This is a genomic window from Dyella sp. PARNA 12/25 (genome assembly GCF_055702865.1).
Genome location: NZ_JBVQCI010000006.1, coordinates 25,127 through 48,758 on the forward strand (window position 1 = coordinate 25,127; position 23,632 = coordinate 48,758).

Genomic DNA, 23,632 nt, shown 5'->3' on the forward strand with positions numbered 1-23,632 from the left:
GCCGTCACCGGGGGCGCCAGCGGAACAGGAATATCGCTTGTTCGCCCGCCGCAGCCCACCTAACCTTGCGATATCGGCGCATGATGCGGTAACTGCAGGGGAATCGAAGGGTATGGACCACTACTGCCTGGTGCTTTCCGGTCACCTGCTCGACGGGCAGGACGCCGCTGCCGTCCATGCGCGCATGGCGGCGGCCTTCGGTATGGAGATGTCGGGCTTCCGCGAGCGCGTATTCGAACGCGCGCCGCTGATCATTCGCCGCGGCCTCGACGCCGCCACAGCCGATGCGCAAGCCGCGCAGTTGCGCGAGATGGGCGCAGCGGCCGATGCCCTGCCCGACGGCGACCGGCTGATCTGGCTACGCCGCGGCGGTCGGGTATGCGGGCCCCTTCCCGAGCCGGCGCTGGATCGTTATGCCGAGCCAGGTGATCAGTGGTGCCACGACGGCGGGCAGGAGTGGTTCACCTGGTCCCCTGCGTCCGATGACGGTGAACCGCCGCCGCTGCCATCGATGAATCGCAGCCACGAATCTCCTGCTTTCACCTTCGACGATGTGCAGGCCGAACCGCCGCCCTTGCCGCAGCAGCCGCCTGCGCCACCTGTCAGAGGGCCCGTTTCCACTGCTGCAGTGGTTGCCGCCCTGTTTGGCCTGCTGGCGCTACTGATCCACTCACTTGCCCCCATCGCCCTGCTGCTGGCGCTAGGCGTGCTGATCTACCTGGCCCGACGACCACTGCTCCGTGGCCGGGCCTGGGCCCTCGCCGCGATAGTATTGAGCATAACCGCCTGCTTTCTGTGGCTTCAGCATCCTGCCCCGGCGCCAGAGGCGCTGCCCTATGTGCCCAGGCCGCTGCAGCCGATGTCCGGTGCGGCAGACACGGCGGTTGCTTCCGCAACGTGCGCCGCCAAGGCCGTCGCGCCAAAGAACGACGAGGACCGCTTCCTGCTGACCGGCCAGCGCCTGCTCACCGGGCGGGCCCAGCGCAAAGGCGATACTTACGTGGCGGAGGCGGCCGTGTCGGTGAACGACCAATGCCAGCCCAACGCGCTGCAGCTCTATGTGTTTCGCCATGGCGTGTTCATTGGTACAGCACTGGAAACCGCTGCCAGTGCGGCGAGCACCAGGCTCACCGACTTCGACCTGGTGGATGACCAGCACCTGCGCGTCACCCTGGCCCAGTGCACCGACAAGCCGGCCAGTTGCGCAGCGACAACGGTGCGCCAGTTTATGGTGATGCCGGGTGGTGGTGGCTGGACGTTGGGCGAGATGAAGTAACGCCCTGCCTCTTCTGTAGGAGCGCGCTTGCGCGCGACCATCCTACGGAGCGGCATCGACGGAACGCTGCGGTCGCGCACAAGTGCGCTCCTACATCAGGGCGCGAGACTTACAGCCTTTGCCGCGGCATGCCGCGCAGCTGCAGCGTAAACGCCACGCCGCTGCCGTCTTCCAGATTGCGTGCCATTGCCACGCCGCCATGGCGCTCCGCTACCAGGCGTACGACATACAAGCCAAGGCCGAGATGGGGCGCATCGCCCGGGGTCGCCTTGTCGCGCAGACTCACCAGCGAATCGAACAGCCGTCCCTGCATCGCCGCCGGCAACGGCGGCCCCTGATTGGCCAGCTCGATCTCCGCGCCGTCATCCAACGCGCGCAAGGTCAGGCGCAACCAGCCGTGTTCAGGGGTGAATGACAGCGCGTTATCGAACAGTTTGTCCAGCGCCTGCGCGATCAGCTCGGGCGCGCAGTGCATGGTCATCGGACCATCGGGGAGCACGGTGTCGAGGCGGCGCGTACCGGCCAGCGGACGATAGGCATCGCTGCAACCGCGCACCACCGCGACCAGATCCACGTCCTCGGGTTCGGCCGCGGCAATGGCGCGTTCCATGCGGCTGGCTTCGCTCATCGCACGCACCAACATGCCCAGGCGCGCCACACCGTCTCGCGCACGTGACAGATAAGGTTGTGCATCAGGTGGCATGGCCTGATGCGATTGCAGCGTGTGCTCGAGGTTGTCCAGCGACGACTTGACGATGGCGAGCGGCGTGTTCAGTTCGTGCGACAGCTTGGATGCAAGCGTGCGCAGGTAATCGGTATAGCCACCCACCACTTCGAACAGTCGCTCGAAGCTGCGCGCCAGATCGCCGATCTCGTCCTCCGCGTCGGTCATCGGAAAGGGACCCTCCAGACGACCGTCATTCAATTGCGCGCGTTCGGCGGCGTCACGCAAACGCCCAAGGCGAAGACTCAGGCGCGTGGCGAAGATCAGCAGAATCGCGCCCGCCACCAGCAGCACACCGAAACTGGTCAGCAGCAGGCCGAGCAAGGCGCGATTGGCCAACAACGGCACCGCGCGGCTCGCCTGCTCAAGCAACAACACCCCACGCACCTGGCCGTCGCGCTCTACCGGCACGGCGGCGGCCAGCACCACGCTGCCGCGCGCCTCGCCTTGTCGCCAAAGTGTGGCCGGGCTGCCTTCGCTTGCCTTGCGCACCTCAGCCACATCGAGGCGCGGCACATCTTGCGTCCAAAGTTCGGCGTCTTCGACTTGATTGGCGAGCAGCGAGCGATACACCAGTGAGGCAAACCAGCCCGGCTGATCGCTAGGCGCAGCGGCAGGTGTCGCCAGGTGCCCGGTGCGCGCAAGCAGCCAACCTTGCGACGACAACACACGTGCCTGCACTCCATCGAGCGCCAGCTGGCCGAGTTCATGCGAGAGCTGCGGCGAATAAGTCACCAGCGGCCGGCGCTGAACGGCTTCCGGATCGCCGCCACCGTTCGCATCGAAAACGGCCAGCCCCAAGCTATCCAGCGCAGCCGTGCGCGGCACACGCAATTCCACGCGATAACCGCTGCCATCCTCCTGCCACTGCGCGGTGACCATCGCAGGCAAATCGTCGACCGGCGGATCCAGCGGGCGCGCCGTGACCAAACCCGGCGCCGCACTGGCCAACAGGTAACGGCGCGACGACTCGCCCTTGCCCAGGCTCAGCACCAGATGATCGGCGCGCAGCGCGTCGGGATCCCCCGCATCGGCGCGGGTGCGCTGCGTGCTGCGCACCTCAGCGTAGAGATAGAGCCAGTCGGCGTCCTTGGCCAGCAGCAGCTTGCCGCGTTTTTCCAGCGGCTGGCTCCATGGCGTCAGCGGTGCCCAGTCATCCCCGTAACCGTCGATGGTGATGGGATTGGCGGCTTCCTGCACATACCAAACGGGGCCCGCCGGCGGTAGCGGCGCATCGGTGACCACCAGACTGCGCGCCATCGCGCGCGCCGACGCGGTAAGCGCCTGCGCCTGCCCTTCGCGCAGCAGCGTTTCCATCTGCCGCACGTACAGCCAGCCGGCCACCGGCAAAGCCAGTGTGCACAGGGCAACGAGCAGGAGTTTCTGGCGCAGGGTCATGGCGCGACGATACCGAAAACGCAGCTCAATGCTGCGTTTTCGGTGAGCTGTCGTTACCCGCCCGATTGACCTTATAGCTCGACTGCTCCGCCACGCGACGGAACAGTGCCATCAAGTCCTGCTTCTCCGCGTCGTCGTGAGCGAGCGCCATCGACCAGCTGAAGCGGATGCCGCTAGCCAAGCCGGGATCGCAGAACACCACCGCGTCATCCTTGTGATCCGTGCCTTCGAACAGCACGCCCCGGCACGGGAAGCCCGCGTGATTGACCGCAAACTCACTTGCCTTGGCGCCCGGATCGCGATTCAGATAGTGATGACGGTCTTCCTGCACCTCCGCTTCCAGCGACGACAGTTTGGACGGCCAGACGTTGAGCACCATCACGCGGTCGGGCTCGCCCGTCCACTCGCCCTTGTAGAGCACCAGGTCAACGCCAATCGCCTTGGCGTACACGCAGCAATCCTGCGTCCAACCATCGGGCAGATCAGTACGAATGACCCAGGCCGGGATATCGGGCTCGGCCTTACCGTAAACCGCGACACCTTTGTCGCCACCTGACCCGGCAGCCTGTGCCAAAAACGGAAACAGCAACAACACTACACACACACACCAACGCTTCATTACGGCTTCCATCGATAACCCACACCATGCACCGTCTCGATGGCGTCGAACTCCGGCGCCACGGCGATGAACTTCTTGCGAATACGCTTGATGTGCGAAGTGATGGTGGCGTCATCCACCACCAGTTCGGCTTCGCGCATCAGCTGATCGCGATTCTTCACGTGGCCGGGGAAACGCACCAGCGTGTGCACCATCCAGAACTCAGTGACGGTGAGCGGAATCTCTTCATTATTCCACGTGATGCGCATGCGCTCGGACTCGAGCTTGAGCGGGCCATGCTCGATCACCGTTTCGCTGCTGGTAGGCACCTTCAGCGACTCGATGCGGCGGAACAGCGCCGCAATGCGGGCGGCCAGCTGATGCAGGCTGGTGTCCTTGCTCAGGTAGTCGTCCGCACCCAGCCGCAGACCGGAAATCACGTCGAAATCCGAGTCGCGCGCGGTAAGGAAGATGATCGGCAGCGTGGCCGATTTCGCACGCAACTCACGGCACAGGTCGAAACCACCCTCGGGCTCGTCGCCCAGCCCGATATCGATGATGACCAGCTCGGGCAGACGCATGCCGAACGCATTGGAAGCTTCCTGCCGCGAACCGTAGCCGCGCGCCTCGTAGCCGAAGCGGGTCAGCGCCTCGACGTAGTTGGCGCGGATCAGCGGTTCGTCCTCGACGATGGCAATACTGCGGCCCATGGCCCACTCCACAATGACAGTGGCGCGCAGCGTGCAGCCTGCGTCTCTGCCGCGCAAGCCATGCGCGCAAGCCGTCAGCATTTCGCCATTTACGGTCGGCGCTGTGCCATGGCCCACTTTGGCGGTCGCGAACTTGGGGCCTGCCCACCCCTGGAACAGCGCGACAGCCTGATCATCGATTCGCCGGGCCCCTCACCAAAGACGCAATAACTTACGCCAGCGCTGCCCTACCACCGGCCGATCTTGCCCGCGTTTTGCCATATTCGAGGCTCGGCTCGCCCATTGGCCCGTGGCCGAATGGCAGCACCTAACAAGGAATTCTCCATGCGCCCCGCCAATCAGCCTCCCGTCGACCCCAATGCCGAGCTGCGCGGTTTCGAGCCGCTGCGCGTGGTGCTGGCGCTGGGTGCACTGGTGCTGGGCGTTGTCATGAGCCTGCACTGAGCCGCGCCCAACGGGCGTCGACCACTGAATCAACGATTTCCGTCATCTGCCGTGGAAGGCATGCAGGCGGCTGGTGCGCAAGGACGCGTGCCGGCCGCCCGGGCCAAACGAGGTGGCCGTGGCGAGCAAAGCAGTTAAACCGGTAAGTCCCATCCCCTTGGCACGTTCCTCCCCGCCCACCGGCGGGGATTTTTTTAGGGGAACTGAATGGACGACGTCGCCCGGGATCGATTTGGCGAGCCATGGGAACCAAACCCTTCGGGCCCGGTCCTATATCCCGGTGGTCGTCGATTCTTGCCGTGGATCGGCGACCCCATGTGGTCTCCTCACACGTCGTTCCGACGAAACTTGTCCCGGCGCGGATTGCGCCGGGATTTTCTTATGCGCCGACGGCAGCCAGGTTCTGGCGCATGGCCTCGATCACCGTCTTGTAGTCGGGCGCATTGAAGATGGCCGAACCGGCCACGAACGTATCGGCACCCGCAGCGGCAATCTCACCGATGTTGGTGGCGGTGACGCCACCATCGATCTCCAGGCGAATCGCGCGACCGCTCTCATCGATGCGGCGACGTACTTCGCGCAGCTTGGTCAACGCGGATGGGATGAACTTCTGCCCACCAAAGCCGGGGTTCACCGACATCAGCAGGATCAGATCCAGCTTGTCCATCACGTAGTCGAGATAGCTCAGCGGCGTGGCCGGATTGAACACCAGGCCAGCCTGGCAACCCGATTCCTTGATCAGGCCGATGGTGCGGTCGATGTGCTCGCTCGCCTCAGGATGGAAGCTGATCAGCGTGGCGCCCGCCTTGGCGAAGTCCGGCACGATGCGATCCACCGGCTTCACCATCAGGTGCACGTCAATGGGCGCGGTAACGCCGTAGTCGCGCAAGGCCTTGAGCACCATCGGGCCCATGGTCAGGTTGGGCACGTAATGGTTGTCCATCACGTCAAAGTGCACCCAGTCGGCGCCGGCGGCCATGGCCTTGGCGGTGTCCTCGCCCAGCCGCGCGAAATCGGCGGAAAGGATCGAGGGGGCGATGACGTAGGATTGCTTGCTCATGCTCATGATTCCTGTAGGAGCGCACTTGTGCGCGACCTGAAGTTGCGAGGCAGTGCCAGTCGCGCACAGGGTGCGCTCCCACACGTAGACGCCTGGTTTATTTGAAGCCGCGTTCCGTTTTGATGCGCTCGTAAGCTGCATTGATTTCGCTGGCGCGCGCCTCGGCCTGCTTGCGCATGGCCTCGGGCAAATCACCCAGTCGATCCGGATGGTGCTCGGAGATCAGCTTGCGATAAGCCCGCTTCACCGCGCGGTCGTCCACGCTGCGCGCGATGCCCAGCACGGTGTAAGGATCTGGCCCCTGCGTGTTGCGCTGAGGCGGCACGTAACCACCGTTGCCACCGTACGGCCCCTGGCCGCGCGAGTAACCGGTGGCATTCCAGGCATAACCCTTCATGGCCATCAGCGCCATCAGCTCCATGTCGCTGACGCGCAGCGCAAAGGCGAGCTGGCGCAGGATGGCCATCTTTTCCGGCGCGGGGTTGCCCTCGGCCAGCACCGTTTCGATGACCACATCCAGCACTGGGAAGGCGTGGTCGCGACGCAAACCCACCCAGCGGCGCAGCTCTTCGATGGCAGGGGTGACGTTGAACTCCGGCTGCTTGCCGGCATTGAAGGCGGTGATGGCCAGCCGGCGCTGATCGTGTTCTAGCCCCATGCGCTGCATCAGGCGCTCGGCGATAGCGATTTCGGCCTCGGACACGCGGCCATCGGATTTGGCAACGGCGCCCAGCAAGGCAAACAGCGGGCTGATATAGCCACCGGCCTCGGGGGTGGCACGGCGCATCTGCCCGCGGCGCAGGCTGTCGATGGTGAAGCCGATCAGGCCACCCACCACGGCGCCGGGCAGGCCATGCCCAAACAGGAAGCCAAATACGAACAGCCAGAAGGTCCAGGTGAAATTCATGGGTTGCCTTGCGTTTGCGGCGCCTGCGCGCTGTACCAGCGCGCCAGCTCATCCAGATCGGCTTCGCTCACCGGACCAATGACCGTGCGCATCAGCGGCACGCTGCGGCGACCGTCGCGGTATTGCTTGAGCGCCTCGCGCAGGTAATCCACTTTCTGGCCCGCCAGATTGGGTGCACCGGGAATCTGCGCCATGCCCGTTTCACCATGGCAGGCGGCGCACAGGCCCAGGCGGGCGGGCTTGGCCGGCGCAGCGGCCTGCGCCGATGCCGCTGCGGCCCACGCCACGGCGACGAGCGCGACGAAGCGGAGGGGCGATGCGACAAGGCGTGGCGGCTGAACCATGGGATTAGGCCGGGGCTCAAAAAGCGCCCAGTCTACCAGCCAGCGCAACCAGAACCCGGAGGCGGCACGTCGCGGCTACAATTGGCCGCTTGATCACCGGCCTGTCCCGGGCCGTCTCACCGTATCCCCTGTTCTGGAGCGAAAGATCGTGCCCACCACCCTGCTGCAATCGAACCTGCCCGGCCTCGAGCTGATCCATCGCGGCAAGGTGCGCGACGTGTACGCGCTGCCGGAGAACAGGCTGCTGATCGTAGCCAGCGACCGCCTTTCCGCGTTCGACGTGGTGTTGCCCGACCCGATCCCGGGCAAGGGCGAGATGCTGACGCAGATCTCCAACTTCTGGTTTGGCAAGACCGAGCATCTGGTGCCCAACCACCTGCTGCACACGCCGCTGTCCCAGGTGCTGCCCGCCGGCACCGACCTGAAGCTGTATGAGAAGCGTGCCGTGGTCACCCGTCGCCTGAAGCCAGTGCCGGTGGAGGCCATTGCCCGCGGCTACATCATCGGCTCGGGCTGGAAGGACTATCAGGCCACCGGCTCGCTGTGCGGCATCAAGCTGCCGGCTGGCCTGCAGCAGGCGCAGCAGTTGCCGGAGCCCATCTTCACGCCGTCGACCAAGGCCGCCGTAGGCGATCACGACGAGAACGTGAGCTTCGATGCAGTGGTAGCCGCCGTGGGCGCCGACCTCGCCGAACAGGTGCGCGAGGCGACGCTCGCCATCTACAAGTGGGCAACCAGCTATGCGGCCGAGCGAGGCATCATCATTGCCGACACCAAGTTCGAGTTCGGCACGGACGAGCACGGCAAGCTCTACGTGATGGACGAGATGCTGACGCCCGACTCCTCGCGCTTCTGGCCCGCCGATTCGTACCAGGTCGGCATCAGCCCGCCGAGCTACGACAAGCAGTTCGTGCGCGACTACCTGGAAACGCTGGACTGGAACAAGAAGGCCCCCGGCCCGCACGTGCCCGCCAACGTCATCGCCGGCACCTCGGCCAAGTACGCGGAAGCGCTGCAGCGCCTCGCTGGCATCACCGTTGAATGAAGGTCGTGTTCACCCATCTCGAATGGCCCGCGCCGGGAGCTGTTTGCGCGCAGGCCAAGAAAGAGAGAGGGAGTGTATGTCGATACACGACCGAGTGATGACGCTGGCATGCGGGCAAACAGACCCGGCCCGGAGGGTTGTCTTGCTCAGGCCGCCAGGCGGCAGCGCGTCGCTTGGTCAGGCAGCCAGCCTGACCAGCACAACGCACCACCACCTAACGACCTGAGCAAGACAACGCGGACCATTCGAGATGGGTGAACACGACCTCAATATGCAGCAGTGGCTGGATAGCTACAGCAACGATCACCAGCACCCGATCAATCGCCTTCTGCATTGGATCTGCGTGCCGCTGATCGTGTGGTGTGTGATCGCCCTGATGTGGACCATTCCGGTGCCGCCGATGATCGGCCGCCCCGGCTTCTGGTCGGTGGCGGCGCTGGTGTTGGCATTCATGTGGTACTGGAAGCAGTCACATCGCCTCGGCGCCGCCTTGCTGGTGGCGCTGGCTTTGCTGTGTGGGCTTACCGAATTCGCCTATCGCGAGCTCGGCCCATCCACGTTGCGCATGACGGCTATCGCCGTGTTTATCGTTGCGTGGATTGGCCAGTTCATTGGCCACGCCTTCGAAGGGCGACGCCCGAGTTTTCTCACCGATCTCGCCTATCTGCTCGTCGGGCCGGCGTGGTTGATGGATAAGCTGCTGCGGCGTGTGGGCATTTAGAAACCTCTCATACCCGTCATTCCGGCGCAGGCCGGAATCCAGTAGCGTCAGTGCAGGGTTGTCGCGTCACCGCAGATGCCGCGATAAACAATCAACTGCGCGACATCGCCAAAACCGAGCGGTTCCGCAACTGGATTCCGGCCTGCGTCGGAATGACGAGCAAAAAACAGGAAAGCCGCATCGTATGACCACCCTGCTCACCGTTATCAGCACCCTGCTCTGGTGGGTGCTTTACAGCAGCATCGGCGCACTGTTCTTCGCCATCATCGCGTGGACCGTGCTGCGCTGGTCCGAACGCTGCCCGGTGGTGTTCAACCGCACCTATCTCGCGTGTCTGGTGTGGAACCTGATCGGCCTGCTGCTGATCACCTTGGTGGCGATGCACGAAGGTCACACCAAACCGCCTTATGCACCCTTGCTGACCTCACCCGTGCTACGCGGTGCGTTGGTAGCCGACATGGCTATCGGGGTGTTCGTGCTTTGGAGGCTCATACCGCGCGTCGACGCACGTCGTATCCGCATCACCAGTGCGTGCATGGCTGTAGCGGTGGTCATGGCGATTGCTTTTGGCGCAGCAACCAGCCTGGCCTGATATCTCGTTCTTCACTGTAGGAGCGCACTTGTGCGCGACCGTTGCAACGTCACGTCGTAACATTGCGGTCGCGCACAAGTGCGCTCCTACATAGGGCAGTGCTGAAAGGTTTCAGTAACCCGTCTGGTGATTCGCGTCGCGCACCGCATCGATGAAGTGTGTGAACGGTCGGTCGGTAATGGCCACCAGACCGATATGCGAATTCTCGCCATCCAGCAAACGACCCGTGACTGGCTGGTCGACGTACTGGAACCAATGCACGCCGACGATCACCGGATTGGCTGCGGCCGCCGCGACGTAATGGGCATAGGCTTCGCCGCGCTGCTGCTCGTTCCACACCGGCACCACGCCCTTGCCGAACGGGCCGCGATCGTCGGAACCAAAATGGAACTCGGTGATCAGGGCCGGCTTGCCAAGCTTGGCGAATGCCGCTGCGTCGAAAGCATGCTCGGGCACATCGGCGTAGCCGTTGAAGCTCACCACATCGCAATACTGTGCGCATGAGGCGACGGCTTCAGGCGTGTGCACGGCAAAGCGTCCACCCAGAAACAGGTGATGCGGATCATGCTTGTGAATGGCCTGCGCCACGGTGCGAAAGTACTGGTCGGCATACTGACGCAACCACGCGCTGTAATCGTCGGCGATGGCGGGATGCGCTTCGACGGGGTTGGGAGCTGCGAAGTTGGTCGCCTCGAGCGCGTCCCACGAAGCCAGCGTGATACCCCACGCCGCCGCGAGCTTCGACGGGTCACCATACTTTTTCTTCAGCACGGCGATGAAGGCCTGCTTGGCCGGGCTGCGCGCCTCGCCACGCAAGGTACCTTGCGCCAGCCCCCAGCGCCCCTCGGGCCCCTGGCCCGCCCAGGCGAGCTCGTTGTCGGCGAAGTAACCGAGCAACCACGGATCGTCCTTCACTTCCTTGGCCGCCTGCGCTGCCGCGACATCCGCCGCCTGCGCAAAACGCGGATCGAACGGATCGGGCATGCGGCCCCAGTAGTCGTAGCCACTGGAGACATTGCCGAACACGCCGCTGATATTGACCGAGCGCGTATAGGCCAGGTGATGCGTCTGCGTCAGCGCCTCGTCGCTCCAGTTGCCCAGCGTGTTGAAGCCCCAGTCCTCCAGGCGCGCTACGGTGCGTGCACGCCAGGTCTGCCGCCAGCGGCGGCCGTCGGCCAGGAACAGGTTGGCCGAGTAGTAGTCGAACCAGCGGCCGTGACTGAAGCCAAGGCCTGCGGATGCCTGCTGGTCACCCGTCGGTTTGGGTTCGGAGCCGTAGAACGGCTTCCAGCGACCGCTATCGGACGGCAGGTCCTTGAACATGAATTCGCGGCCTTCGATAAACGTGCGGCCGCCATCGTCGTCCACCACATTGACGCCCAGCGAGAAGAAGGCATGCCCTTCCGGCGTCACCAGATGCCAGCGACCATCGCGCTGCTCGGCGCGGAACCAGCCGCTGGTTTTGAACGCGGCCATGTCAGTACGACCGCCGTAGTGATCAAAGCCCTTGCGCACGAGCGGGGCGCCCATCACCGCGTTCTGCTTGAACTTGTGGCGTCCACCGCGCAGAGCATCATCGGAGTCGACTTTGCCTGGCCACTGACCGCGCGTGTACTGGCCCCAGGCATCCACGATGCCTGTGTAGGCTTCGCGCAGCTCGTGGTCGCCATGCGACGTATCAAGCTTGCCGAAGGCCAGCGTCTGGGCCGCGGTCGGCGCCGGCGTGCCCAAGCGCACGGACTTCACATGGGCGAGGTCCAGATGGCCCTCCACCGTCGTCGCCACAAACACGCGCTTGCCACCGGTGACATAAGGCATCGGCGGCCCGACCTGCATCCCCATCGCACGCGGCGAAGTGGCATGCAACGGAATCACCAGCGTCTGCGGCGGCCCGGCCGGCACGCCAACGGTGGCATGCAGGTGCTCCCCTTCCTTGGCGCCGTCAATGTCGACTGTCAGCGTCACTGCCCAGGACATGGCGTTCTGCATGTCCACGTGCAATGAGCCTTCTTTGGACCAGTCCCACTCGCCCTCGCTCAGAGACACCACGACCTGCGGCTGGGGCGATGGCTGGAACGTGTAGCGCTGCAGCGACATGCCGGAGACCGTGACCGGCGCACCATCACGCTCCACGTTATTGAGCGTGGTTTGCGTGGTGGGGATGCTCGCAGTGCTATGACTTGCCGGCGTGGGTGCAGGCGGCGGCGCCGTGCGGCTGAGATCGGCCCGATCGGTGTCGCTGGCCTTATGGCAGCCTGCGAGCGCGAACAGGCAGGACAGGGCTAGGGGAGCGATCCGTTTCATCGGCGATTCAATGCGTGGAATTGGCGGCAGTATGCCTGCCACGACTGAAGCTTGCCTTGCTGCCATGACCGGTTCTCAAACGCAAGTTCATGCAACCCTCCGTTGCCAAGCGCGCCACGCGTAGTAGACCGGCACACCGACCAGGATCAGCACCAGGCTCATACCCGCATCCTCCGGTGAATGGATGGTGGTGGCGATGATCACGCCGAGCACCGTGACGACAAACAACAGCGGCAGCACCGGATAGAACGGCACGCGATACGGCGAAGGCTCGTTGCGGAAGCGGCGGCGATACCAGAACAGCGTGGCAATGCCGAACGCATGCGACAACCATTCGCCGACCGTGGTGTAGTCCAGCAACTGGCCGAAGCTTCCCGACACCGCCAACACGATAGCCCAGCCGCCCAGTACCGCCAGCGCGATGCGCGGCGCGCGTGATTGATCGTCGATACGCCCCACAGCGCGGAAGAACATACCGTCAGCCCCCATGGTCTGCAGCACGCGCGCGCCACCGGCGATCGCGATGCTGCAGTAACCAAAGGTGGAGCACGCAATGCCCACCGCCATGATGGTGGCACCGCGCTCCCCGAACAGCTTGCGCATCAAATCGGCTGCCGGCGCCTGACTCGCCGCCAGCCCCGCGTGGCCCAGCCCGGCGAGGTAAGCGAAGTTCACCAGCACGTAGCACACCACCACGCCGCCGAGACCCAGGCCCAACGCACGAGGCAGCGTCCTCTGTGGATCGCGCACCTCGCCGGCCAGATCGTTGAGGTAATGGAAGCCGCCGTAGGTGAACAGCACCGGCAGCAACGCGCCAAGGAAGGCGCCGGGCGGAAGCTGATGCGTCACATCCGCCGCCATCACCGTGCCGAGGTGCCCGCGGGCCAACACCAGCCCCACCACCACCAGCATGGTGATGGCCGACAGCTTGAGCAAGGTGAACAGGCTCAGCATACGGGCACCGGCTTTGATGCCGAAGAAGTTCACACCCACAATGAACGTGATCGCGCCTGCCGCCGCTGGCTTCACCCACATCAGGGGCAAGCCCAGCGCCGCACAGAAATAATCGGCAAAGGTAGTGGCCACTGCCGCCACGCTGCCGGGGTAGTTGATCAGCGCCATAGTCCAGCCGAACAGGAAGGCCGGCAGCTGTCCGAACGCCTCGCGCAGATAGATGTAGACGCCACCCGCCTGCGGCCGCCGCGCACCCAGTTCCGCATAACAAAGCACCCCCGCCAGCGTCAGCAGGCCACCGATGGCCCACAGCGTCAGCAGCTGCGCGCCGGCAGAGGTGCGTTCGGCCACGGTAGAGGCGCTGCGGAAGATACCGCCGCCGATCACGCCACCGATCACGATGGCAGCGGCGTCCCATATGCCCAGGCGGCGGAGGTACGCCGGCGACGTTTGGCTTTCGGAAGTCATGGTGCGGAACGGCATCCTTCGCAACAGGTACGAATGCCGGACGATAGCGCGAGTACGGCGTCCACTTCGACATGCAACTGCAACATTCGGTCGTTGCTGCAATTTTTCCTCGCCGGCTCAGTAGTTCTTCGCTAGCGCCTGCCTCTGGACCGGCGCAGAGTGCTGATCCCCCCGTCGCTGCATGCCGGCCACGCATCGGGCCGACCCCTTAGGAGGCGTCATGAGTACCGTCGCTAGTGCTGTCAGGCCCGAGGACGACAAGACCCTGGGGCCATTGCTGGAACTGGACCGCGAGCTGGTCACCGTAAGTAAGAAGATCAAGGTGCTGAAAGCCATCGACTGGCCGGTGGAGCTGGAAGCCAAGTTCATGGCGGAGTTCGAGCGCGGCAACCCGCAGCTGCCCGACCCGCCGCGCCGCCACCCCGACCTCAGCGGCGAGATGACCGCCCTGCGGAGCATCATGGCCAGGCTCGATCGCGGCCACCCCATCGGTGACTGGCTGTTCAAGACCGCATGGAGCTATCTCACGGCCGCCCAGATGTTGATGCATGTGGGCACAGACGAATTCACTCGTTGCTCGACGGCGCTGTATGGACGTCCGGACAGCGTCCATCGCACGCAGACCGCCAGCGCGCTGGATGCCGCAAAGGATGTCATCTCCATAACCGATGACCTCATCGGCCGCGAAGGTGTCCCGCCCGTACCGGCCGACATTCCCGCCGAAGATTTCGCCAAACGGCTACGCGAGCGCCTCGGCACCTTTTTCGACAAGGACAAGGTCGAGGTGATACTGAACCCCGATCTACCTTCCAAAGCCACCGCCGGCAGCAAGAGCATCAACCTGCGCTCCACCGCGCTGTTCTCGGAACTGGATTTGGCGCAGCTGACCGAGCACGAAGCCTTCGTGCACACCGCCACCTTGCTCAACGGCAAGCATCAGCCTTATCTGAAGTCGCTCGGCCTGGGTTCACCGCGCACCACCCGTGCGCAGGAAGGCCTGGCCACCTTCTCCGAGATCATCACCGGCTCGATCGATCTGGCGCGCCTACGCCGCGTCGCACTTCGCGTGATCATGGTGAAGCGCGCGCTGGATGGCGCCGATTTCATTGAAGTGTTCCGCGGCTTTCTTGAGGCCGGCCAGACGCCGATTGAAAGCTACCGCAGTGCTTCGCGCATCTTCCGTGGCGGCGATGTGCGCGGTCGCGTGTGCTTCACCAAGGATGCGGCTTACCTGCAGGGCGTGATGATCATCTACATTTTCATTCGCAAGGTGCTGCAAGCGGGCCAAGCGGAAATGCTGCCGCTGCTGTTTGCCGGTCGCGTGACCACCACGGACGTGATCACCTTGTCGCCCTACCTGCAAAGCGGGCTGATTGCTCGCGCGGTGTACGTGCCGCCGTGGGCGCGCGATCCGCAGCGCGTGCTGTCACTGATGGCGTTCTTTACCGCCGCTGCGCACTTCCGACTCGACACGATTGATCTCGAATCCTTCGTGGCTTTCGAGAATGACCTGGTGGATGAGAGCCTGGAAACGTTCGGGAAGTGAGGTAACCGGGTTGTCGCGCACAGAGTGCGCTCCCACAGGTGAAGCCTGGTCTGTGGGAGCGCACCCTGTGCGCGACGATCGCCCCAGCCGCGTGACGCCACGCGCCAACGGGGCCGTTTCGTGTTTGACTGTGCGCTCCCTTGCTCCCGTACTCCGTTGTGCCACTTCCACCCCGAAAGATCATCCACGTCGATATGGATGCGTTTTACGCATCGGTGGAACAACGTGACGATCCCTCGCTGCGCGGCAAACCCGTGGTGGTGGCGTGGCGCGGCGCGCGCTCGGTGGTGTGTGCCGCCAGCTATGAGGCACGCAAATTCGGCGTGCGTTCGGCCATGCCTGCGGTGCGCGCCGAGCGGTTGTGTCCACAGGCGATTTTCGTGCCGCCGGATTTCGGTCGGTACAAGGCCGTGTCGCGACTGGTGAGGGAGATCTTCGCGAGGCACACCGACCTGATCGAGCCGCTCTCCCTGGACGAGGCTTACCTCGACGTCACCACCACGCACACCGGGTTGCCCTCAGCCACCGCGACCGCCGAAGCCATCCGCGCTGCGATCCGGGAGGAAACGCAGCTCACCGCGTCGGCCGGCGTGGCCCCGAACAAGTTTCTCGCCAAGATCGCCTCGGACTGGCGCAAGCCGGACGGACTCTTCGTCATTCGCCCGCATCAGGTGGACGCCTTCCTTTTGCCGTTGCCGGTGGGCCGCCTGCCTGGCGTGGGCAAGGTGATGGAAGCCAGGCTCACCGAGCTGGGTGTTGCCACGGTCGGCGACCTGCGCGTCCACTCCCTGCAGGCGCTCGAGCAGCGCTTTGGCCGGTGGGGCCGGCGCCTGCACGAGCTGTCGCTGGGCATCGACGACCACCCGGTACAACCGGACCGCCCCACCCTGCAGGTATCGGCCGAGGACACCTTCGAGCACGACCTGACCCTGCAGGAACTTGCGCCACACATTCGCCGCCTCGCAGAAAAAGCCTGGGCGGCGCACCAGCGTGAAGCCGAAGGGGAACACGGCCGGGTGGCGCGCACGGTGGTGTTGAAACTCAAGACGTCGGACTTCCAAACGCTGACCCGAAGCTTCACACCGCCTTCACGTCCTGGCTCCGCGGCGGAGTTGGCAGAGATCGCCTGCGCGCTTCGGGACCGCGTGGAACGACCAGCGGAAAGCCGCTATCGCTTGGTCGGCGTGGGGCTGGCGGGCTTCGTCGACGTCGATAGTTTTTTCGCCCAGGACGACCTTTTCGGCGCAAATTCTTTCTGTTGATCGCCCGCCAGGGCTCCTTTATCGATCCAAATGTTAAAGGGCCCTTTACTCATCCGCGATTTCCTGAAACAGTGGCCCCGGGGAACCAAAAAAGCAGCACCAAACCTATAGACGTCTAGGCGCCTATAGCGGGTACTTGTTTGCTTACGAATCGGGGAGAAAACATGCAGTCCAACCACAATCGCCTATCCATAGCGGTACGCCTTGCCTTGTCTGTCGGTCTTGCTTCTACCGCCGCCATGGCTCAGGCCGAGGACACCAGCAGCAAGGACGCCTCGAACACTCAGAGTCAAAGCGGCCAGGACCAGAGCACCGATCAGGCGCCCAACAAGAACACCGCCAAGACCCTGACCGCGGTATCCGTCACCGGCTCGCTGATCCGCCGCGTCGACGCTGAAACCGCCAGCCCCGTGGTCACGCTGGATCGCAGCGCGATCACCAACAACGGCAGCCCGACGCTCGGCAACGTGCTTCAGGCCCTGCCCAGCGTCTCGGGTGTCGCTACCAACGCCCAGAACAACAGTAACGGCGGCGGCGTGGCCAGCCCCACCCTGGAAGGCGGTGACGGTGCGGCGCGCATTTCGCTGCGTGGCCTTGGCACCGATCGCACCCTGCTCCTCGTGGATGGCCAGCGCCTGGCCAACGCCGACCTCAACATGATTCCGCAGAACATGGTGGAACGCGTCGACGTCCTGACCGAAGGCGCCTCCACGGTGTACGGCTCCGACGCCATCGGTGGCGTGGTGAACGTCATCCTGCGCAAGGACTACAAGGGCGCGGAGGTCAGCGTCAACGATGGCATTTCCTCTCACGGTGACGGCCAGCGCCATGGCGCGCAGTTCACCGTCGGCGCCAGCGGCGACCAAGGCAACATCGTCGGCGGCGTGGACTACAACAAGCAGGATCCGGTGGTCGCCACGCGTCGCGCGTTCTCGGCCTATCAGCTGTCGCTGTACAGCTCCGGCCCGCAGATTTCCGGCTCGCACAGCATTCCGACCGGCCGCATGCAGATACCGCCCACCGCACTCGCGTTCAACCAGTTCAAGAACTGCGCGGACAGCAGCGGCAACGCCAATGTCACGCTGGCTAGCGGCAATGGCAACAGCCTCGGCGACTACCGTTGCTTCAAGGGTGCCACCGACGTCTACAACTACAACGCGTACAACTACATCCAGACGGCGAGCGAACGCACCAACGTCTTTGTGCTTGGCAATTACAAGTTCAACGACTATGTGACGTTCTTCGCCGACGCGTTCTACAACCACACCAACTCGTCTGGCCAGGACGCACCCGCGCCCACCAACGTGGGTGACGGCTGGAGCATTGCCGCCAACAATCCGATCAACCCGTTCGGCGTGACCTTTGGCAACCCGAACAACGGCGGCAACTACATGAGCACGCGCCTGACCGGTCTCGGCACGCGCCTGCACACGTACACCACTACCAACGAACAGATCAATTCCGGCCTGCGTGGCAACTTCGGCCAGAGCACCTGGGTCTGGGATGCGAGCTTCAACTACGGCCGCTCGCATCGCGTGCAGACCGACTACAACGAAGTCAACGTGCCCGCCTTCCAGGCGGCCATCGACGGCGGCGCCAACATCTTCAATCAGGCCGATCCGGGTGTAAGCGCACTGCTTCGCAAGGGTGTGGACGCGCCGGTCTACACGATGACCAACAGCATGAGGCAGTTCCAGGCCAATGCGTCGGGTGAGTTGTGGGATCTGCCGGCAGGCGCCATGCAGCTCTCCACTGGCGCACTGTATCGCCGCAACAACATGAACTACACCGTGACCAGTGACGCGATCCTGAATCCGGTCACCGGCACCTGTACGGTTCTGCAGGAAGCCTGCGGTTCGCCGGCCAGTGGCAGCATCAACGTGAAGGAACTGTACGCCGAAACGCTGATCCCGGTGCTCTCCGAACAGCCCTATGCCTATGCGCTCAATGTGAACCTGGGCCTGCGCTATTCCGACTACAGCACCTCTGGCAACACGACCAACGGCAAGTTCGCTGTCGAGTACCGCCCCATCGCCGACCTGCTGGTTCGAGGCACCGTTTCGCAGGTGTTTCGCGCACCGAATCTTGATGAGCTTTACGACGGCCGCACCATTGCCAACCCGACCATCGTTGACCCGTGCGTCAACCTGACGGCTGCACAGCTCGCCGGCCACACCAACGGCTGCCAGTACGTCATGCCGGGCACCAACAACAACCTCTCGCAGCAGATCACGGCCTACTACTCGGGCGCCGTGCCCGTAGGCTCGACGCTGAAGCCGGAAAAGGGCAAGTCGTACAACCTTGGCATGGTTTACTCGCCAAGCTGGGCTGAAGGCCTGTCGACTACCGTCGACCTGTGGCGCGTCACCTTGAATAACATGTTGACGGCCATCCAGGCGCAGACGGTGCTCAACTCGTGTTTCAACAACGATGCCAGCCCGTACTGCGGGTTCATCAACCGCTACAACAGCAACAGCACGCTGGCGGGTGGCATCAACTACGTCAACACGCCGTACGTCAACCTGGGCAACCTCAAGACCAGCGGTGTCGACTTCACCGCCTCGTACGTGATTCCTCACTTTGAGGTTGGCGGCATCGATCCCGGCCACTTCAAGGTGGGCCTGAACACCACGTACATCAGCGAGTTCAAGAACGACGCCACCCCGGGCGAGCCGGGCGCCGAGACCATCAACTACGCGGGCACCTACACCCAGCAGTTCGGCAACATCTCACGCTGGCGCGGCACGCTCACGCTGAACTGGAATCTGGGCCCCTGGAGCGCGCAGTGGCAGAGCCGGTATATCCACCGTCTGTCCAACCTCACCGCGTACGCCGACACCGGTGCTGCGGTATCTACGCAGATGGGTGGCATTACGTACCACTCGATCCAGGGCGGCTACGAATGGGCGAAGATCCACACGCGCTTCGACCTGGGTATCGACAACATCACCGGTCGCGTGCCGCCGCTGGTGTACCAGAACGGCCAGAACTACAACGTGGATACGTCAACGTATGACACGATGGGCCGCTACTTCTGGGCTCGCGCAACAGTGAAGTTCTGATCCACCGCCTGCGGAAGGCCGCAACGGAGACGTTGCGGCCTTCTCGCGTTAGGATCACGGGATGAGCGAGCAGCACCCTACCTCTTCCACCGATCTGGTCCATCGCATCGTCGTCGCCTTCAACAGCGGCGACATGTCCAGCGTCCTTGCTCTTGGCGAACCGGTCGCCGACCGGCCCGACACGGATGACATGGTGCTGTTGCTGCTGGGCTTTGCACAGCAGTCGATCACCCGCTTCGATGACGCCGCTACCACCTTTCGCAAACTGACCGCTCGTCGACCCGACGTATCGTCGTACTGGAACAACCTCGGTGTTGTTGCCCGACAAGCGGGAGACACGGCAGCCGCCGAGCATGCTCTGCTCAAGGCAGCCGCCCTTGCTCCGGAAGACCCGGAAACCCATTACAACCTCGGACTGCTATACGCCCAGCAGCAGCGCTGGCTGCTTGCACGCGAAGCGTTGTTGCAAGCCGTTGGCCTTGCGCCAGACTTTATCGAAGCGCGGCTGCAAGCGGCACATGCGTGCCATTTCTGCGGTGACACGAGAGGCGCGGAAGTCGCCTTGGAAGGAGCCGCCGACTGGCCGCCACAGCAAGCCGAACTGGCGCTGATTCTGGCCACGATCCTTTCCAGCCTGGGCTATCAGGCCACCGCCTTCGATACGCTGGAGAAGGCCGTGCTTCCGGCAGGGCCGGAGCGATCACAGGTGGCGCTGCGCATCATTGCCATGCAAGCCTCCATGCACGAGCGCAGCAATCAGATCGAGCAGGCACAAGCGAAACTCGCCCAGTTGCCGCTCGCCATGCTCAACGCGTTGCCGCTGGATCAAAGGGAGCTGCGTTGTGCAGGCCTGCAGGTGCATGCAAACGTCGCGGCTCGTCTAGGCGATTGGGAGCAAGCCGCGTCGCTCCACCTGCAGCTCCTGAGCGCGGGAGGGGATGCGCATGTCATGGCGAGCGCGGCGTTCGGCGTCGCCTCAGCGAGAAACAAGCAGAAAAGGCATGAACAAGCGTGGCAAGCATTGACCGATGCGCACGCCTTTCAACTGGCGTTCGCCAAGGACTTCGTGCCCGAATTGTTGCCGGACGGCAGCCAGCCGCTCGATATGGTGGCGCATAACGTCAGCCGTGTTGAACATGACCGCTGGACCGCGCTGAAAGCTCCCCGAAGTCATGAAAGCCCGGTGTTTGTGGTGGGCTTCCCACGATCGGGCACGACACTGCTCGAACAGATGCTCGACGCGCACGCCGACTTTCGCTCCATGGATGAGCGCGCCTTTATCTATGAGTTGATCAAGCGCATACAGCTGGTCGAGCAAGCGTACCCCGCCGACCTCGCCACGCTGAGCCAAGCCAACGTGGACCAGCTGCGCGGCATCTATGGCGACTTGGTGCGTCGCGTGGTGCCTGACCTCGGCCAGCACCGGCTGGTCGACAAGAACCCGCTCAACATGCTGTGCCTGCCGATGATTGCGCGCCTGTTTCCTGAAGCGCGCATCATCCTGTGCCTGCGCCACCCGTGCGACGTGCTGCTGAGCTGTTATATGCAACCGTTCCGCTCACCCGCTTTCATGGTGCTGTGTTCGTCGCTGAAGCGACTGGCCGAAGGTTATGTGCAGGCGTTCGAGCAGTGGTATCGGCATGTCGAGGTATTCGCGCCGCGCGTGCTGGAATGGCGCTATGAGTCGGTGGTGAGCCGCTTCGATGATCACGTGGCGCGACTGGGCCAGTTTCTCGACGTGGACGACGCCACGCCCATGGCACGATTTGCCGAGCATGCACGCGCCAAGGGCTACATCAGCACGCCGAGTTACGCTCAAGTGACTGAAGGCATCCACGCCAAGGCGGTCAATCGCTGGCATGCCTATCGCGAGCACTTTGAACCGGTGCTACCCATCCTTCGCCCCATGATGGAGCGGTTGGGCTACAGCGAGTAACAGCCGCTGTTCTCTTCGGATACGCTACGCCACCTCCGAACCCGACTGACAGGAGTCTCCATGCACCTGGAAATACCCCAGATCGAGAAACATTCGCTTCGCGAATTCGCGAAGCACTACTTGATGATCGTGCTCAGTATTCTCACGGCGCTTGGGCTGGAACAATGGATCGAGAGCGTGCACCATCGCCACGCCGCAGAGTTCGCTACCGCGCAGATTGACGCCGAACTGCAGGGCGCACTCAGTGACATCCAGACCTCACTGAGTATCGACGAGTCGAAGGTCGCCCCGCTGGAAGCCGTCAAAAGAGTCATCACAGAAGACGTGCAGAATGGCCTGTCAGACAAGGACATCAACAAGCACATTCAGGCAATGCGCGATCAATTCGTGCTCAGCATCAACTGGCCCTCGTTTCCCACGCAAGCGTGGGACGTAGCCGTAGCGAACCAGTCGGCGACCTGGATCGATGTGGAGAAGCAGCACAAGTACGCCTCGGCTTACGCCTCCATGCGGGACCTGTCCAACTGGACCATCCACAGCGCCACGCTAGCCCTCGACGCACCGCGCATGGTCGATATGCGCACCCGAATTCGCCTTGGCAAAGATGTTGATCCCGTCGACTTCCTCTGCGTGTTGCAGCAAATGATCAATAGCTCCCGGGAAACGATCGGGCAATTGAAGCAAGGCGCAAAGCCTGTTCGCGCCGCGATGGGTCTATCCGAAACGTGAGTCCATGAGCCCGGGACCTCCCGGGCTCTCTGTGCGTATTTTTCTGCGCCGCCGCCATGTATTAGGCCGCTAACACACACTTGGCGTATTCACCGCACTCTAATCGCACCAGGTGCGATTCGTGCCCAGCTCGTGAGCACCCACAAGCGCGATCCGCATCGCTCAAGCCGTAGAAAATATCGACAACTAGCATGTTTTCACGATGACATCGTGGATCGATCTCACACGCCAATCGTGACCGAGTGCGCATAAATGCACTCTGACATCCCCGTAATCTGCGCGCTCCAGGGGAGCGGTCAACAACACAACCGCACAGCATTCGCCGCCACTCATCCAGTGGCGGCGTGTAGGGGAGTTGTTGTTTGAAGTCATCGGCTGCTGGATGGTCCAGAGTCGAAACGAGTGACTATTCGCGTACGAGGGAGAATTTCAATGCGAGCGAAGTTGAAGTTTGCGTTGCTAGCTAGCCTTGTCAGTGTGACCTGCTTTCCCGCCATTGCTGCTGCGCAGCCTGCGGGCACGTCGGCACAGTTCAACCCTGAGATCGTCAGCCCCATGGAAGCGCAGGCGCGCGACCAATGGCGCGAGGCCATCTCCCACACCGCCACGCCTGCAGAAGGCTGCTACACCGCCAACTATCCCAGCATCGTGTGGAAGCAGGCGGCGTGTAAAGAAGCCACACCTCGTGTCGCTCCCGTACCGCGCTGGTCAAAGTTCGGTGCAGCGCAAACCGCCGGCAACGGCAATGACTACACGCTTCAAAGCGCGAGCCTCATCACCCAGACCATCGGTACCTTCCCGGTCGTTACGGGTGTGACGTCGGAGACCGGCGTGGGTGTGCCTGCCTACGGCAACGGTGGCATTCTCGGTGCAAATGAGTACTCGCTGCAGATCAACTCCAGCTTCAACTCGACCACGTCTGCCTGCAACGGCCATTCCGGTTGCACCGTGTGGCAGCAGTTCGTGTATGCGCCGGATTACAGCGTGCAGGGCCAGGCTGCTGTGTTCATGCAGTACTGGCTGATCGGCTACGGCGGCCGGCGCTGCCCCAGCGGTTGGGGTAGCGATGGCGCAGGCGACTGCTACAAGAACAGCGCTGCCGCAACCGCACCCGATGTACCGGCCACCCAGCTCGGCAACGTGAAGCTGACCGGTACCGTGACGGCAGGCGGCAACGACACCGTGGTCTTCACCAACGGCACCACCGCGTACAGCTCCAGCGGCAAGGACAGCGTGCTGTATCTCGCACAGGTGTGGAACGTATCGGAGTTCAACGTCGTCGGTAACGCCGGTGGCTCCGAAGCCGACTTCAACAGCGGCTCGTCCATCACGGTGAACGTGGCGGTGAACAACGGTTCCACCAGTGCCCCCTCGTGCGTGGCCAACTCCGGCAGCACCGGCGAGAGCAACAACTTGAACCTTGGCACCTGCACGGCCTCAAGTGGCACTCAGCCGTCGATTCGCTTCACCGAGTCGAACTGACGACCAGCGGTTTCGCTGGCCCGCAAAGCAAGAAAGCCCGGGTTTCCCGGGCTTTCTTTTATCACTTCGG

18 protein-coding genes are annotated in these 23,632 nt (G+C 63.4%); 10 read left to right on the top strand and 8 right to left on the bottom strand.

What is annotated here, in order from left to right:
• Window positions 1–112: 112 nt before the first annotated feature.
• Window positions 113–1,276, top strand: a complete 1,164-nt coding sequence (locus tag AC0GUR_RS13165; RefSeq protein ID WP_472877941.1) for a hypothetical protein — start codon at window positions 113–115, stop codon at window positions 1,274–1,276.
• Between the two features lie 109 nt (window positions 1,277–1,385).
• Here AC0GUR_RS13165 and AC0GUR_RS13170 read toward each other — a convergent pair whose 3' ends face one another.
• The 6 genes from AC0GUR_RS13170 to AC0GUR_RS13195 all read right to left on the bottom strand — a co-directional run bounded on the left by AC0GUR_RS13170 (window position 1,386) and on the right by AC0GUR_RS13195 (window position 7,461).
• Entirely contained in the window at window positions 1,386–3,398 is a 2,013-nt protein-coding gene (locus tag AC0GUR_RS13170) for an ATP-binding protein (RefSeq protein WP_472877942.1), read from the bottom strand.
• Between the two features lie 25 nt (window positions 3,399–3,423).
• Window positions 3,424–4,017 carry a hypothetical protein gene (locus AC0GUR_RS13175; RefSeq protein ID WP_472877943.1) on the bottom strand — a complete coding sequence of 198 codons (594 nt, stop codon included), beginning with the start codon at window positions 4,015–4,017 and terminating at the stop codon, window positions 3,424–3,426.
• Window positions 4,017–4,706, bottom strand: a complete 690-nt coding sequence (gene pdsR / locus AC0GUR_RS13180) for a proteobacterial dedicated sortase system response regulator (protein WP_472877944.1) — start codon at window positions 4,704–4,706, stop codon at window positions 4,017–4,019. Before pdsR ends, AC0GUR_RS13175 begins: the two co-directional genes overlap by 1 nt.
• An 823-nt stretch (window positions 4,707–5,529) precedes the next feature.
• On the bottom strand, window positions 5,530–6,210 hold the full coding sequence (rpe, locus tag AC0GUR_RS13185) for a ribulose-phosphate 3-epimerase (protein WP_472877945.1): 681 nt from the start codon (window positions 6,208–6,210) through the stop codon (window positions 5,530–5,532).
• Window positions 6,211–6,307: 97 nt separating this feature from the next.
• Entirely contained in the window at window positions 6,308–7,117 is an 810-nt protein-coding gene (gene djlA, locus AC0GUR_RS13190; protein WP_472877946.1) for a co-chaperone DjlA, read from the bottom strand.
• On the bottom strand, window positions 7,114–7,461 hold the full coding sequence (locus AC0GUR_RS13195; RefSeq protein ID WP_472877947.1) for a c-type cytochrome: 348 nt from the start codon (window positions 7,459–7,461) through the stop codon (window positions 7,114–7,116). The genes djlA and AC0GUR_RS13195 overlap by 4 nt, the downstream gene beginning before the upstream one ends.
• Window positions 7,462–7,609: 148 nt before the next feature.
• Here AC0GUR_RS13195 and AC0GUR_RS13200 point away from each other — a divergent pair, with 148 nt between their 5' ends.
• From AC0GUR_RS13200 to AC0GUR_RS13210, 3 genes are all read left to right on the top strand, one after another.
• On the top strand, window positions 7,610–8,506 hold the full coding sequence (locus tag AC0GUR_RS13200; protein WP_472877948.1) for a phosphoribosylaminoimidazolesuccinocarboxamide synthase: 897 nt from the start codon (window positions 7,610–7,612) through the stop codon (window positions 8,504–8,506).
• A 250-nt stretch (window positions 8,507–8,756) separates the two neighbouring features.
• Entirely contained in the window at window positions 8,757–9,227 is a 471-nt protein-coding gene (locus AC0GUR_RS13205; protein WP_472877949.1) for an Mpo1 family 2-hydroxy fatty acid dioxygenase, read from the top strand.
• A gap of 184 nt (window positions 9,228–9,411) precedes the next feature.
• Complete coding sequence (locus AC0GUR_RS13210; protein ID WP_472877950.1) at window positions 9,412–9,819, top strand: hypothetical protein; 408 nt, start codon at window positions 9,412–9,414, stop codon at window positions 9,817–9,819.
• A gap of 111 nt (window positions 9,820–9,930) precedes the next feature.
• On the opposite strand, the gene AC0GUR_RS13215 is transcribed toward AC0GUR_RS13210, so the two are convergent.
• Window positions 9,931–12,123, bottom strand: a complete 2,193-nt coding sequence (locus AC0GUR_RS13215; protein WP_472877951.1) for a beta-agarase — start codon at window positions 12,121–12,123, stop codon at window positions 9,931–9,933.
• An 87-nt stretch (window positions 12,124–12,210) separates the two neighbouring features.
• Window positions 12,211–13,545: an APC family permease gene (locus tag AC0GUR_RS13220; protein ID WP_472877952.1), complete on the bottom strand. Its 1,335-nt coding sequence runs from the start codon at window positions 13,543–13,545 to the stop codon at window positions 12,211–12,213.
• 220 nt (window positions 13,546–13,765) lie between these two features.
• On the opposite strand from AC0GUR_RS13220, the gene AC0GUR_RS13225 reads away from it, so the two are divergent.
• The 6 genes from AC0GUR_RS13225 (at window position 13,766) to AC0GUR_RS13250 (ending at window position 23,562) form a co-directional block, all read left to right on the top strand.
• The gene (locus tag AC0GUR_RS13225; RefSeq protein ID WP_472877953.1) at window positions 13,766–15,091 is read left to right on the top strand and encodes a flavohemoglobin expression-modulating QEGLA motif protein; all 1,326 of its coding nucleotides are present in this window, start codon (window positions 13,766–13,768) and stop codon (window positions 15,089–15,091) included.
• 158 nt (window positions 15,092–15,249) lie between these two features.
• Complete coding sequence (gene dinB, locus AC0GUR_RS13230; RefSeq protein ID WP_472877954.1) at window positions 15,250–16,353, top strand: DNA polymerase IV; 1,104 nt, start codon at window positions 15,250–15,252, stop codon at window positions 16,351–16,353.
• 164 nt (window positions 16,354–16,517) lie between these two features.
• Window positions 16,518–19,415, top strand: coding sequence for a TonB-dependent receptor domain-containing protein (locus AC0GUR_RS13235; RefSeq protein WP_472877955.1), 2,898 nt, complete (start codon window positions 16,518–16,520; stop codon window positions 19,413–19,415).
• Between the two features lie 61 nt (window positions 19,416–19,476).
• Window positions 19,477–21,351, top strand: coding sequence for a tetratricopeptide repeat-containing sulfotransferase family protein (locus tag AC0GUR_RS13240; protein ID WP_472877956.1), 1,875 nt, complete (start codon window positions 19,477–19,479; stop codon window positions 21,349–21,351).
• A gap of 60 nt (window positions 21,352–21,411) precedes the next feature.
• Entirely contained in the window at window positions 21,412–22,080 is a 669-nt protein-coding gene (locus AC0GUR_RS13245; protein WP_472877957.1) for a hypothetical protein, read from the top strand.
• Window positions 22,081–22,512: 432 nt separating this feature from the next.
• The gene (locus AC0GUR_RS13250) at window positions 22,513–23,562 is read left to right on the top strand and encodes a hypothetical protein (RefSeq protein ID WP_472877958.1); all 1,050 of its coding nucleotides are present in this window, start codon (window positions 22,513–22,515) and stop codon (window positions 23,560–23,562) included.
• Window positions 23,563–23,632 lie beyond the last annotated feature (70 nt).

What these genes read in the sequence shown, in the direction of transcription:
- AC0GUR_RS13210 (WP_472877950.1), top strand. Translation starts at nt 9,412, where the DNA reads ATGACCACCCTGCTCACCGTTATCAGCACCCTGCTCTGGTGGGTGCTT.
- AC0GUR_RS13215 (WP_472877951.1), bottom strand. Translation starts at nt 12,123, where the DNA reads ATGAAACGGATCGCTCCCCTAGCCCTGTCCTGCCTGTTCGCGCTCGCA.
- AC0GUR_RS13250 (WP_472877958.1), top strand. Translation starts at nt 22,513, where the DNA reads ATGCGAGCGAAGTTGAAGTTTGCGTTGCTAGCTAGCCTTGTCAGTGTG.
- AC0GUR_RS13240 (WP_472877956.1), top strand. Translation starts at nt 19,477, where the DNA reads ATGAGCGAGCAGCACCCTACCTCTTCCACCGATCTGGTCCATCGCATC.
- AC0GUR_RS13175 (WP_472877943.1), bottom strand. Translation starts at nt 4,017, where the DNA reads ATGAAGCGTTGGTGTGTGTGTGTAGTGTTGTTGCTGTTTCCGTTTTTG.
- AC0GUR_RS13220 (WP_472877952.1), bottom strand. Translation starts at nt 13,545, where the DNA reads ATGACTTCCGAAAGCCAAACGTCGCCGGCGTACCTCCGCCGCCTGGGC.
- pdsR (WP_472877944.1), bottom strand. Translation starts at nt 4,706, where the DNA reads ATGGGCCGCAGTATTGCCATCGTCGAGGACGAACCGCTGATCCGCGCC.
- rpe (WP_472877945.1), bottom strand. Translation starts at nt 6,210, where the DNA reads ATGAGCAAGCAATCCTACGTCATCGCCCCCTCGATCCTTTCCGCCGAT.
- AC0GUR_RS13235 (WP_472877955.1), top strand. Translation starts at nt 16,518, where the DNA reads ATGCAGTCCAACCACAATCGCCTATCCATAGCGGTACGCCTTGCCTTG.
- AC0GUR_RS13170 (WP_472877942.1), bottom strand. Translation starts at nt 3,398, where the DNA reads ATGACCCTGCGCCAGAAACTCCTGCTCGTTGCCCTGTGCACACTGGCT.
- AC0GUR_RS13245 (WP_472877957.1), top strand. Translation starts at nt 21,412, where the DNA reads ATGCACCTGGAAATACCCCAGATCGAGAAACATTCGCTTCGCGAATTC.
- AC0GUR_RS13225 (WP_472877953.1), top strand. Translation starts at nt 13,766, where the DNA reads ATGAGTACCGTCGCTAGTGCTGTCAGGCCCGAGGACGACAAGACCCTG.
- AC0GUR_RS13165 (WP_472877941.1), top strand. Translation starts at nt 113, where the DNA reads ATGGACCACTACTGCCTGGTGCTTTCCGGTCACCTGCTCGACGGGCAG.
- djlA (WP_472877946.1), bottom strand. Translation starts at nt 7,117, where the DNA reads ATGAATTTCACCTGGACCTTCTGGCTGTTCGTATTTGGCTTCCTGTTT.
- AC0GUR_RS13205 (WP_472877949.1), top strand. Translation starts at nt 8,757, where the DNA reads ATGGGTGAACACGACCTCAATATGCAGCAGTGGCTGGATAGCTACAGC.
- AC0GUR_RS13195 (WP_472877947.1), bottom strand. Translation starts at nt 7,461, where the DNA reads ATGGTTCAGCCGCCACGCCTTGTCGCATCGCCCCTCCGCTTCGTCGCG.